The sequence below is a fragment of the Nevskia soli DSM 19509 genome, from assembly GCF_000711955.1.
Taxonomy (GTDB): Bacteria; Pseudomonadota; Gammaproteobacteria; order Nevskiales; family Nevskiaceae; genus Nevskia; species Nevskia soli.
In genome coordinates this window covers 45,450-58,265 of sequence record NZ_JONR01000001.1, presented here as the reverse complement: position 1 = coordinate 58,265, position 12,816 = coordinate 45,450, and the positions used below count along the sequence as shown (strand labels likewise).

Sequence of the window (12,816 nt, the reverse complement as noted above, 5' to 3'; positions counted from 1 at the left end):
CCTGTCCAAAAACCGGTCATCCCTGACCGGACTATTCAAATAAGCAAGCGCATTAAAAAAGCCCCGGCCAAGGCCGGGGCTTTTTTTGTTCTGCAATGAACCCTTTCAGGCTTTCAAGGCTTCCTCGGCCGGCTGGTATGCATAGCCGAGCGTGTCCGCCACTGCCTTGTAGGTCACCTTGCCGCGGCTGACGTTGAGGCCTTCGCGCAGGTTGGCGTCGTCCAGCAACGCCTTGCGGTAACCCTTGTCGGCCAGCGCCAGCGCGAACGGCATGGTGGCATTGGTCAGGGCGAAGGTCGAGGTACGGGCCACGCCGCCCGGCATGTTGGCTACGCAGTAATGCACCACGCCTTCTTCGACATAGGTGGGGTTCTGGTGGGTGGTGGCGCGCGAGGTCTCGAAGCAGCCGCCCTGGTCGATGGCGACGTCGACGATCACCGCGCCCGGTTTCATCGTCTTGAGCATGGCCCGCGTCACCAGCTTGGGCGCGGCCGCGCCCGGCACCAGTACCGCACCGATCACCAGATCGGCCTGGCTCACCTCGTTTTCCAGCGAATCCACGCTGGAGTACAGGGTGGTCAGCCGCCGCTCGAAGATCGTATCCAGCCAGCCCAAGCGCGGCAGGGAGCGGTCGAGGATGGTGACGTCGGCACCCATGCCGACCGCCACACGCGCGGCGTTATAACCCACCACGCCGCCGCCGATCACCACCACCTTGGCCGGCGCCACACCGGGCACGCCGCCCAGCAGCACGCCGTTGCCGCCCTGCGCCTTCTCCATGGCATGGGCGCCCGCCTGGATCGACATGCGCCCCGCCACCTCGCTCATCGGCGCCAGCAGCGGCAGGCCGCCGCGGCCGTCGCTGACCGTTTCATAAGCAATGGCGATGGCCCCGGAGTCGACCAGGCCCTTGGTCTGCTCCGGATCCGGCGCCAGGTGCAGGTAGGTGAACAGCACCTGCCCCTCGCGCAGCATCTTGCATTCGACCGCCTGCGGCTCCTTGACCTTGATCACCATCTCGGCGCGGGCGAATACTTCCGCCGCGTCCGGAACGATTTTCGCGCCCGCCGCCTCATACAACGCATCGCTGATGCCGATGCCCACACCGGCCTGCGTCTGCACAATGATCTGGTGGCCGTGGGCGGCCAGCTCGCGGACACCCGCCGGCGTCAGGCCGACGCGGTATTCGTGTACCTTGATTTCCTTTGGAACGCCGATCAGCATTCGGAAGTTTCCTTGTGATGGCTGCAATGGCCCAGTTTATCCCAGGCCGCGAACCGCCACAGAATCCCCATTCACCCCACCGGGCGAACTTTCAATCAATTCAAACTGTTGGAGATCCAATGCAAGGCAGCCTGCGCTACCGACTCGCTTTTCTTCTCGCCGCCGGAGGGATGGGGCTGTGCGGGTATGCGGGACTGCAGTGGTATGAGTTGCCGCATTACAGCGAGGACGACATTAAAGCTTCAACGGAGTTGAATCTGCAGGTGGACCTGGCAAGACAGGGGGACAAAACGCCACCACCTGCCGATCAACTGGAAAAGCTACGTCAAGGCGAACGCGCGGAAATAGAGACCGATATCCGCTCGCAACACGAGCGCGTCATGAGCTGGCTGGCTGGGGGCTTGGCCCTGTTGGTCATGGCTGGAGGCCAGGGCCTGGCCATCTATCTTGGGAAGATCCGCTGATTGCTGCACAGGACTTTTGAATGCAGACCTGATGCGGCCCGGCAAGACGACTGAAGCGATGGGATCGGCTTAGCCCTGGCCAGCCGGATGGACCTTGTGACAAAAGTCCATCCGGCTTCCGGTGTTACGGCAGATTTGGCGTCACGGTAATGGTCACGGGCTTGCTGTCCGAACCCTGGCAACTTACCGTCGCGTTGTCTCCGCTTACCGCGGGACCAGCATCTGTGCGCGAAATCTTGACCACGCCAAATCCACTGACGTCGGTTGTAAGGTTCCCATCCAGTCCGGTCGGTTGGACGACCGCACTGATCGCAAAAGTGCTGGCGGGTGTCGTCGAGCGCGTTACATTGGATACCGTGCAATTCAACGCTGTGTAAGGCATCGGCACTGTGTCGCCACCATCTCGAAGGAGCAACGAAATATTGGTGGAGGCCTTGGCATCCAGAGCGATCGCAGTCTGATTGGGGGTCAAAGTGGTTCCTGCAATAGCCGCGAAGCACGCCTGATCACCTTCGGCTATCGCGACGGTTCCGGTTCCGGCGGATGCGACAACCACAGTCTGGCGGGATTGCGGCACCGTGCTACGCAGGTCGATTGTCGAATAGGCGGCGCTGGAGGCATTGGGGTAACCGTAGCAACCGGTGAGAATGCTCCCCACATTCGCCGGATACGTAATACGGAATTCAGCGATGCCACTGACCGTCGTCGCGGTACCGGGAACGATGCTGCCGGTCTCATTACCCGCGGTCGCCAAACTGCCGATGCTAGCGCCCAGTCCTGCCGTTCCAATCCAGAACTGGCCACCGGTCAGCTTCGCAAGATAGTTCGATATAGCCGTCAGCTGCGTGCCGCTCGTAACAGCGCTGACGGTATTCCGCTTGTCGCCGGTTACTGCATTCTGCATCAGGATGAGATCGCCGTTCTCGATTCCACGCGCGGTTCCATTGCGGGTAATCGTGCTGTTGAAGTCATTGCTGACACCGGTGGTGCAATTGGAAGCCTCACCTCCGTTCAGCGGTTCGACGGTACAGCGACGGGTGATCAAGCTGGAACCAGAACGCGTCAGGATGGGCGAGCCCGCATTCGTGACGCCAGTGTCGTCCTGTGCGATGACCGAATCCATGATCGCCAGGTTCACCACTGATCCGTCTGCGACCGGGTTACCGTAGCGGTCGCTGACATCCACTTTGCCTTTGCGGCGATAGTTGCCGTTGCCGAGGTTGGTAATGGAGTTCGTGATCGGATAACTAAACACGATCGAACTTGCCGGACCAGCGGCGATCGAAAGCTGCGGAACAGCCGCCGTCGTGGCGATATCACCGGTATTGCTCAGGCTGGTGCCCGTGAATTTAAGCACCTGAGCCTCAACCTCTACCACCCCTGAAATCGTGCCACTCTGCAGGCTGACCACCGCGATGCCGTTGGTCGTATGCACATCAATGGACGTGGTGCTGGTTTGGATGGCGTTGTTTACGTCTTTTGCCGTCAGCGTTTCGCCGCCGTTCGGATGCGCAATGAAGAAGAGCCTTAGATTGTTGACCGGACTATGGGTATAGCCCGCCTCGTTGATCGGTGTGCCTGACGAATCGACCACGGTAACGGTAATGGTGGATTGATCATTCTGGCCCACCCCGCCGACGCTGATCGTGGTGGGGGAAGTCTTGAAGCGGACCGATGACGGATCACCTGTCGAGTTCGTGATAAAGGCAACGGAAGTATGCAGGGCCGTCAGCCCCTGGACTGTTACGACGTTGCTCGGCGCGGCGGACGTGGGCGCTTTCAGGGTAAACGTCGCGCTTCCGTTGGCCAGCAATTGAGTGGCGTTGCCGGTGAACGTACCAGCCTGCGTCAGCAACGTTACTGAGGTGCCATTCGGCAATGGATTGTTGAAGGCGTCGTTCAACAATACCGTTATGGTGCTCGTTGAAGTGCCATCCGCCACCAGGCTGCTGGGCGACGCGGTGAGGCTTGAATTGCTGGTCGAAACAGCTCCGGGAACCACATTCAGGCTTTGTTCGACATAAAAGCCGCCGGCCGATGCCTGAACAGTGACTGTTCCGGCGCTGGTGGGGGCCAGCAGATTGACGCTAACCTGGCCGTTCGCGTTGGTCGTGGCGGAAGCCGCCGATAGTGAACCGCCGGTCGTGGTGAATGACACATTGACGCCCACTACAGGACTGCCACTGGTGTCGGTCACCGTCGAATTTACGGCGATGCTGTTGTTGGCAGCTGCGGCGATGCTGGATGCGCCAAGGGTCATGCTCACGTTACCGATGACCGCATTGCTTGGCGAAACCTGGATATTGGCAGTCCCGGTAACGCTGCTACCAGCGGTACCGGCCGCAATTGCCTTCACGGTATCGGTGACGGAAGCAGCGGCAGAGTTGGTGCCCGATTGATAGGTTACCGTGGCGTTGCCGTTCGAGTCGGTTACGGCATTTGTGGTCGACAGATTGCCGCCGGAGTTGTTGGCAGCCAGCGAAAACACCAATCCAACATTCGCGATAGGAGTGCCATTGGCATCCGTCACAGTCGCTTGCACTGTACTTTTACCACCGACCGGCAAGCGGCTGGGCGAGGCACTCAAGACGACATTCGCCGGAGCACCGGCAACGAAGGTGATCTGCGCGCTGCTCGAAAAACCCGCCGTCTTGGCAACAATCGTTGCAACGCCAGGGGTTTTCGGAGAGGTCAGCAATACAGCAGCATTGCCCGTACCGTCGGTCGTCGCCGAAACTGCGCTGAGGGTCCCAATTGATGAAGAGAAACTAACCGTGACATTCGGAACCGGATTGCTGTTGGTATCAGCGACGAGTGCGCGCAATGTCGTCTGAGTGGTTCCATCCGCAGTGACTGTCTGAGCGCCAAGCGTAAGGTTGATGGATCCGATCAGGGTTGCCCCCACGTTGACCGAAAGTTGGGACGAACCGGTGAGACCTCCTGCGGTCTTCGCTCCGAGTACGTCTATGCCCGATTTTGAACCCGCCGAATAGTTCGTCGCCGCTCGGCCATTTACATCCGAGGTCGCGCTCAGATTCTGAAACGCTCCCCCGCTCACGTCCGTATTTATAGAAAACGTAACCGGTTCACCCGAAACAGCATTGCCGTTGGCGTCAACGACGATAGCATCTACCGAGGTGGTTGCGCCGGGAAGCACTGTAGCCGGTGCGAGCACCATGCTGATGCTGGCTGCCGGACCTGCGACGAAGGCAACATTTACCGTTGCGGAAAGCCCCGATATCGGCTCCCGTACAGTAACGGTGGCACGGCCAGCAATCTTTGAAGCGATGACGCGGACGATCACATTGCCGGAAGAGCCTGAAGTGCCCTTATTCGAACTCAGACTGCCGGCGCTGGTGGAGAAATTCAGTGTCAGTCCGGAGATCGGCGCACCAGTGGTATCGACGATCTGAGCGGTGAGAACCGCGGCGGACAATCCATCCGCTGTAATGCTCGACTGTGCGGACACCAGGGTTAGTGTTTGCGCGACGGCGGCCGCACCTGAACTGCTGGAACTGGCACCGGAACTGCCGCTGCCACTGGAAGAGCTGCTACTCGAGGAAGAACTGCTGCTGGAAGAAGAGCTGCTGCCCGACGAACTGCTGGGGAGAAGGGAGATATCAGGTCCCCCGCCCCCGCAGCCGACCAGAACCAAAGAAAGCAGAACGGCCGCACAGGCCTGGGCAATCGTCTGACCGCGCATGAAATTCCCCTATCCGCCGCACTTTGCGGCACTTCCCTATTTAGCCGATCCTAGCCCGAAATTTCAGCGAAAACAAGAAAATCGGGCGCTATTGCAATGCGGTTTACGAAGTTTTACCGCCGGCAGCCCGTACCTTTCGGTACAGGCCCCGGCGATCATGCACCGCGCAATCTTGAAGGCTGATGACAGCCGAGGCGGGAAAGGCCGCCCCTAGCGCGCCTGTTCCAGGCCAAGCGTGCTGCGGCTGCGGCTGTAGCCGAAGTAGATCACCAGGCCGATGGCCAGCCAGGTGAAGAAGCAGACCCAGTTGCTGATGGACAGGCCCATCATCAATAAACCGCAGGTGAGGATGGTGACGATCGGTGCCAGCAGGCCACCGGGGGCGCGGAAATGGCGAACCCGCTCCGGCTGCTTGAAGCGCAGGATCATCACGCCCAGCGCCACCAGGGCGAAGGCGAACAGGGTGCCGATATTGGACAGGTCGGCCAGGGTGCCGATGTCGAGCAGGCCGGCCGGGATGCCCACGGCGAAGCCGGCGGCCCAGGTGGAAAAATCGGGCGTGCGAAAACGCGGGTGAATGTGTCCGAAGAGCTTCGGCAGCAAGCCGTCCCGCGACATGGCGAACCAGACCCGCGCCTGCCCAAGCTGGAACACCAGGAGCGACGACACCATGCCGATCAGGGCCCCGAGCAGGACGATGAGCCGCACCGTCTCCAGGTGCAGCTTCTTCAGGGTGTTGACCACTGGCGCGGCATCATCGAGCAGGGTCTGCCAGGGCACCAGGCCGGTCAGGACCACGGCGACCGCGATATACAGCAGCGAACTGACGATCAGGGTGGCGATGATGCCGATGGGCAGGTCGCGCTGGGGGTTCTTGCACTCCTCCGCCGCGGTGGAGACCGAGTCGAAGCCGATATAGGTGAAGAAGATGATCGACCCGCCTGTCAGCACCCCCTGCCAACCATTGGGCGCGAAAGGATGCCAGTTGTCGGGATGGACCAGGTGCGAGGCGAAGCCGACGAAGACCAGGATGGCGCCGATCTTCAACAGCACCATGATGTTGTTGGTGCGCGCCGACTCGCGGATGCCGCGCACCAGCACGAAGGTCAGCAGCATCACCACCACGAAGGCCGGGATGTTGAAGCCGAAATGCCAACCCGACTCGTACAGGGTCTTGCCCTGCAGGTCGCTCAGGCCGCCGGGCAGGTAAGCCGGCGTAATCCAGCGCAGGTCGGGCGTGACGCCGAACCAGTCGAGCAATCCCACCAGGTGGGCGGAAAAACCCACGCTGACCGCCATATTGCTGACGGCGTATTCCAGAATCAGGTCCCAGCCGATGATCCAGGCGATCAGCTCGCCCATGGTGACGTAGGTATAGGTGTAGGCGCTGCCGGCGATGGGGATCATCGACGCCAGCTCGGCATAGCACAGCGCGGCGAAGCCGCAAGCCATCGCCACCAGGATGAAGGACAGGGCAATGGCCGGGCCCGCGCCGGGCCGGCCGAAGGAAGCGGAGTGATGCAGCAGGTATTCCAGCAGCGGCGCGTTGAAGATGGACGAAATATCCATCTTTTCGCCGGCGATGGCGGTACCGATCACGGTGAAGATGCCGGAGCCGATCACCGCGCCGATGCCCAGCGAGGTCAGGCTGAGCCAGCCCAGCGTCTTCTTCAGGCTGCGTTCGGAATCCTCGGAATCGGCGATCAGCCTGTCGATATCCTTGACGCGGAACAGCTTTGATCCCATTACCCTCTCCCTCCGCGCCCGGCCATTTGGCGAGCCGCTATTAGTGATTCCGGCGTCGGCCCAATGCGCAGACGCACAGCGAAAAAACGATGCCCCCGGCAGGCCGAAGCCCGCGATGTTTACCGCTCGGGAGGGCGTGGACTCGAGCCTCCGAACGCGCACGGAGGCGAGTATGGCGTCTTTCCGCAAGCGGCCGATTACGGCAAATCCGCCGGACCGCCCCGGCTGCGGACCTGGATTCCCACGCCGGACGAAGACCTTCCTCGGGTGAAGCATGGCCGAACGACCGGCCTCCGGGCAAGGGCGCCTGATCGGCGGAAGGAAAGCAAAAACCGATGCCGGGGATATTTCCGGAGCATGCCCCGTGCCATCCGGTGCAAAGAATCGCGTCAAAGCTTGCTAAAATCGGCCCCGCGCCCGCCCCCGTAGCTCAATTGGATAGAGCGCACCCCTCCTAAGGGTGAGGTTGCCCGTTCAATTCGGGCCGGGGGCACCATTTCAACGCTGGATCCAGAAGAGCAGACGGAGCCTGCGCCCCTGCTAGCCCGGCGGCTGGAACAGCTTCATGAAGCCGGCGAACTCCAGCTTGGTGCCCTTGAGCACATGGAAGTCCGTGGCGATGGACAGGGCCGGGTTGCGGATGCCGGCGAGCATTTCCTTGAAATCCTGGGCGGAGACGCTGACCCGCAGGTCGACGTCTTCGCCGATGCCCGGCAACACTTCCGACACCCCGCGCCGCACGATATAGGTGTAGCGCTCGCCGCTGTCGCTGAATTCGAAGCCGGTGCGGATGGTGCGGTCGAGGCAGTCCTCGGCATGCAGGTTGACCGCCATGCCGTCGAAGAAGATCGACAGCGGCATCGCCGCCAGCATCTCCGGCGTAGGCCGAACGATGCGCTGCGGCAGTTTGATCTGGCCGTCCAGTTCGCGCGCGGCGACGAAGTACCAGTCGCGTGCCGGCGGGTTGGTCTCGGCACCGCCGAGTGCCCGCAGGGCCGCGCCGCGGGCTTGGCGCGCGCGCGCATCGGCCTGATCGGCGCGCAGCGCGTAGCCGCTGAGCTGCAAGGCCCATTGATAGTCCCGCTTGCGCAGGGCCGCCTCGATGCGTTCGTCCAGCGCGGCGCCCCCGCCGGCCAGCTCGACCATGCGCCTGGCCTCGTCGGTCGGTTCCAGCGGCTGCAGCCCGGCGGGATCACCGCTGTACCAGCCCAGGGTGCCGCCGAAGATGGACTTGGCGCTCCACGACGGCTTGCCGTAGAACGGCTGCAGCCAGGGCGAAGCCGCCAGGTGCGGCGGCAGCTGCACCCGCGCGGCGATCTCATCCGGCAGCAGGCCCTGGTTCATCAGGCGGATGGTCTGGTCGTAGACGTAGCGGATGGCGTCGCGGTAATCGGTCAGGGCCGCATCGATGGCTGCGGTGCCGGACAGCGGACGCGTGTGGCTCGGCACCAGGAATCGCGGGTGCAGCGCGCGCATGCGGTCGAGCGAGGCGGCCCACAGCTTGGGGTCACGGTAGCCGGTGCCGCGGATGGTATAGAGGTTGGGGAAAGACTTGTAGAAATCGTCGCCGCAGAGCAGTACGCCGCGCTCCGGCAGCCACATGAACAGCTGGTCCTCGGTCTCACCCGGCGCGTGCACCAGCTGGAAATGGATACCGGCGACGGTGTCCTCCAGCTGGTCACGGAAGGTGCGCGTCGGGCGCAGGGTGCCGACGGTGGAACCCTCCTGGAGGTCGAGAAAGCCGCCAATGCCCAGGTTGACCCGCTCCTCCGGCGGCAACTGCGCGCCGTACATGCGCAGCGAGCGCCGCGTGATCACCGGCTGCAGTTCGGAAGCGATCTTGTCCATATTGGCCGCCACGTCTTCCTGGGCGTAGATCGGCACGCTCGTACCGGGCGGCACGAAGGCGGCGGCGCCGCCGACATGGTCCGGATGCGAATGGGTATAGACGATAGCCTTGATCGGCTTGTCGCTGACCTTGCGGAATTCGGCCAGGACCTTGCGCGCCGACTCCACCGATTCCATGGTGTCCACCACGATGGCGCCGTCGCCGCCCTCCAGCAGGATGGAATTGGCGATGCCGTAGCCGACCGCGACATAGACGCCGTCGGTGACCTTGATCACGCCCGGCTTGAATTCCTCGCTGTGCGCGAGCAGCGCCTGTGGTGTGGGCGCGGCGACCGCTGCCGGCACACCGGACTGCGAATGGCCGCAGGCGGCGAGCACCCAGGCAGACAGGAACAGAAGCGGGATCAGGAAAGGCTTGCGCATGGACGCTCGACTCCGTTCAGGGCACCGGGTGCTTCGGCGCGCCGGGGACCTGCCAATGGGTGCCGGTGACGAAAAGCCGCAAGCGCTCCATCATGCCCACCGCGCGCGGCCGGCACAGCGGCGGTACCGTGTCCGTGTACAGGCCGGAAGCGATGCTGCCGTCGGCGAGCAGCGGCTGCAAGGCGCCGGTCGCCGCCAGCAACTCCTCCACCGGCGCCCTCGCCTCCTCCGGCAGCGCGGCGAAGTGCTGCTGCAGGCGCTCGCGGCACCAGACACGGTATTGCACCACCGGCAAGTTGCGATAGCGCGTTCCCTGCACTGCGACATCGAAGCGCGAACGACCCTCGCGCCAGGCCAGGGCGTTGGCATGCAGATACGGCAGGTAACCGCTGCCGATATCGCGCAGCAGCGGCAGCCAGTCATGCGGCAGGGAGCCGGGCGCATACCACTCACCCCGCGTGGCGCTGTGCCGGGCGTTCCACAGCCGCGCCACCCATTCGAACACCGCCGGCGCACGCTGCTGCATGATCAGGCTCGGCGTGGGGTCCCGGCTGAAGTGGCGGAACATCGAGGCGAAGAAGCCGAAATCCGCCAGACAAGGCCGCGCGCCAAGCAGGAACGGCCGCCGCTCGAAGATCGCCTGCAGGCGGTCCAGCGTATCCAGGTAGATCGATTCCACGTGCGGCCGCGTCGCGGCAGTGATGCCGTCGCCGGCGACATAGATCCGGTGCTGGCGGTTGCGCGCCATGGCCGCGGTCATCGCGCGCGGCATCGGCTGGTCGGACAGGAAGGTTTCGGCGAAGCGGCGCGACAGGGCATGAGCGTCGGCGGCATAGCTCCAGCGGTAGTGCAGCGCCGGGCGCCACAGCCACTCGTCGGCATAGTCCTCGACCAGGCGGCAGAAGAAGGCCTGCAGGGGGTCCTCCGGAATCACCCCGCCCAGCGGATGCCGCGCCTCGAACCAGTCGATCATCGGCGTGCTGTCGGCCAGCCATTCGCCCTGCGGCGTGCGCACCACGGGGACTTTCATCAGGCCAGTGTTGGCGTAGACTTCGTGCAGCAGTTCACCGCGCCATTTCGGCTCGACCGTGCGGTGTGGAATTTCCTTGTAGCGCAAGTAAGCCTGCATCTTGCCGCTGAAATAGGAGATCCAGAATAGGTATAGCGTATAAGGCTCGGCCGGAGCGGATACGGCACTCATGCCCGCGGAGCATCCGCGACAAGCCGGTTCTGTATGCGGCTCAGGCGATGCCCGATACGGGTCTGCATCGCGTCGAAGCCGCCGACTTCACGCAGCAGGGCGTCCACGGATTCCTTGTCCTCGCCCCGCAAGGACTGATAGAAATCCAGCGGGCGCTGCAGCATCCATTGCGCATAGGGGAAGATCTTCCGCACCGCCTTCACGCCGCCGAGGCTGAACTCGTGCTCACCGATGACGCGCGGGATGCGCCGCTCCGGATTTTCCTCCAGCCAGGTTTCGAGCCGGCGCACGGTGTCGAGCAGCACCGGGAAATGCTCGGCGAACATGCTCCGCAGCACCGGCAGCAGGGTTTCCGGCACCGCATCGTTCGCCAGGAACTGCGTGGGCTGCGGTGCGTGGTTCATGCGCTGCACCCATTCATAGAGGTGCGGCGCCTGCGCCTGCATCAGGGACTTGGGATAGAAATCGCGGCCGAGGTGGGCGTAGAGCGGCCCCATCAGGCCGAAGTCGCCGATGCTGGCGCGGCCGCCCAGCAGGTAGGGGTGTCGGGCGAAGTGCGCATCCATGTCGCGCATGAACGACCCGTACCAGGACTCCAGCGCCGGAATGTTGTGCGGATGGATGCCGAGCAGCGGCAGGGAACCGCTGAAAGGCCGGCAGAAACGCTTGCCAACCTGACGGCGCAGCAGGCGCGGCGCGCGCGGCGACAGCAGCATGCCGAAATGCTCGAGCACGTCGTTGATGTGGGCCTTCTCGTGCCAGAAGCTCCAGCGGTAGTGCATGGCCGGCAGCAGCAGCCATTCGTCGCCATACAACTCGAACAGCAGACTCACCAGCTTCTGCCGCGGCGTTTGCGGATAGACCGGATCCCTGGGGAAGCGGGCCTCGAGGAAGTCGATGATGTCGCTGGTGTCCTGCACCACCACGTCATCTGGGCTGTGCAGCACGGGAATGTACTTCACGCCGGTGCGCGGAATGATGACCTTGTAGAAGAGCCGCAGGGTCGAGACCTTCTCGCGGTAGGGGATGCCCTTGTAGCGCAGGTAGCTGCGCGCTTTGCCGCTGTACAGGGAATGCGGCAGGGCGTAGAGGAGGTAGCTGTTTTCGGTCGCGCTCATCGCCTCATCCCCGCAGCACGCGCTCGAGCAGGCCCGGCGCCCAGCGCTTGAGGGTGCGCGCCATCACCGCTTCGCGTCCGATCGAAGCCAGGGCCTCGTTGCGGCGGATGGCGGTGAGCGTGCGTTTGGCCACGGCCTCCGGCAGCAGCCTGGTACGCTCGAAATCCCCGTTCACCCGTTCGCGGGCGCGCGGGCTGTCGAGCGCGCCGACCAGCTTGACCTTGCCCTGGATCGGCGTCTTGACGAAGCCCGGACAGATGACGCTGACGCCGATGCGATGACGGTGCAGTTCGGCGCGCAGCGACTCCGACAGGCCCACCACGGCGAACTTGCTGGCGCTGTACGTCCCCATGCCGCTGGTGCCGGCGAAGCCGGCAACCGAGGCCATGTTGACAACATGACCGCCCTGCCCGCGCGCGATCATGCGCGGCACGAAGGCGCGGATGCCGTGCACCACGCCCATCACGTTGATCTCATGCAGGCGTCGCCAGTCGGCCGGCTCCACCTCCCAGCAGAAGCCGCCCATCACCACGCCGGCATTGTTGACCAGCACGTCGAGTGCGGCATCGCGGCCATGCACCTGGTCCGCCAGCGCCTGCACCTGGGCTTCGTCGGTCAGCTCGGCCGCGTGGGTGACGACATCCGCACCCAGGGCTGAGCAGCGCCGGCGCACCGCCTCCAGCCGCTCCGCGTCGCGCGCCGTCAGCACCAGACGGGCGCCTTCGCCGGCAAAGGCCAGGGCCAGGGCTTCGCCGATGCCGCTGCTGGCCCCGGTGACCAGTACCAGCTTGTCACGGAAATCCCGCATGGCCATGCTCAGCGCAGTGCGTAGATGCCGCGGCGGGCCGGCAGCCACCAGGTGTAGCCGAATACCAACGTCATCAGCGACACGCGCAAGGGTGCGGCCCCGCGTCCACGCAGGACCATGAAGGCCAGCGGCACCTCCAGTACGTGTGCCGCCAGGATCACGGCCGCCACCAGCACCAGCCAGTGACTGCTTTGCCCCAGTACGAGCAGAGCCAATGCCGCCAGCCAGAAAGCAATCAAGGCCAGGTTCTGCGCCAGCCACAGCGCCTTGTTGTCGAGCAT

The 12,816-nt window shown here is 63.7% G+C and carries 9 protein-coding genes and 1 tRNA gene; 2 read left to right on the top strand and 8 right to left on the bottom strand.

The window, feature by feature from the left end:
* Positions 1-105: 105 nt before the first annotated feature.
* Positions 106-1,224, bottom strand: coding sequence for an alanine dehydrogenase (gene ald, locus BP26_RS0100200; RefSeq protein ID WP_029918564.1), 1,119 nt, complete (start codon positions 1,222-1,224; stop codon positions 106-108).
* 119 nt (positions 1,225-1,343) lie between these two features.
* Between ald and BP26_RS0100195 the strand changes: the two genes are divergently transcribed.
* A complete protein-coding gene (locus BP26_RS0100195) occupies positions 1,344-1,688 on the top strand; it encodes a hypothetical protein (RefSeq protein ID WP_029918563.1) in 345 nt (114 codons plus the stop codon).
* A 124-nt stretch (positions 1,689-1,812) separates the two neighbouring features.
* Here BP26_RS0100195 and BP26_RS28165 read toward each other — a convergent pair whose 3' ends face one another.
* Both BP26_RS28165 and BP26_RS0100175 read right to left on the bottom strand, forming a co-directional pair.
* A complete protein-coding gene (locus BP26_RS28165) occupies positions 1,813-5,391 on the bottom strand; it encodes a beta strand repeat-containing protein (RefSeq protein WP_084182651.1) in 3,579 nt (1,192 codons plus the stop codon).
* A 210-nt stretch (positions 5,392-5,601) separates the two neighbouring features.
* Entirely contained in the window at positions 5,602-7,137 is a 1,536-nt protein-coding gene (locus BP26_RS0100175; protein ID WP_029918559.1) for an amino acid permease, read from the bottom strand.
* Between the two features lie 419 nt (positions 7,138-7,556).
* Here BP26_RS0100175 and BP26_RS0100170 point away from each other — a divergent pair.
* Positions 7,557-7,633 (top strand) — tRNA-Arg (locus BP26_RS0100170).
* 44 nt (positions 7,634-7,677) lie between these two features.
* On the opposite strand, the gene BP26_RS0100165 is transcribed toward BP26_RS0100170, so the two are convergent.
* From BP26_RS0100165 to BP26_RS30000, 5 genes are read right to left on the bottom strand one after another with little or no spacing between them, the layout of a single operon-like run.
* Positions 7,678-9,408, bottom strand: a complete 1,731-nt coding sequence (locus tag BP26_RS0100165) for an alkyl sulfatase dimerization domain-containing protein (protein WP_051747919.1) — start codon at positions 9,406-9,408, stop codon at positions 7,678-7,680.
* A gap of 16 nt (positions 9,409-9,424) precedes the next feature.
* Positions 9,425-10,609, bottom strand: coding sequence for a glutathione S-transferase family protein (locus tag BP26_RS0100160; RefSeq protein WP_051747917.1), 1,185 nt, complete (start codon positions 10,607-10,609; stop codon positions 9,425-9,427).
* Positions 10,606-11,727, bottom strand: a complete 1,122-nt coding sequence (locus tag BP26_RS0100155) for a glutathione S-transferase family protein (RefSeq protein ID WP_051747915.1) — start codon at positions 11,725-11,727, stop codon at positions 10,606-10,608. The genes BP26_RS0100160 and BP26_RS0100155 overlap by 4 nt, the downstream gene beginning before the upstream one ends.
* Before the next feature lie 4 nt (positions 11,728-11,731).
* Entirely contained in the window at positions 11,732-12,535 is an 804-nt protein-coding gene (locus tag BP26_RS30005; RefSeq protein WP_169740615.1) for an SDR family NAD(P)-dependent oxidoreductase, read from the bottom strand.
* Positions 12,536-12,543: 8 nt separating this feature from the next.
* On the bottom strand, positions 12,544-12,816 hold the full coding sequence (locus BP26_RS30000) for a hypothetical protein (protein WP_029918554.1): 273 nt from the start codon (positions 12,814-12,816) through the stop codon (positions 12,544-12,546).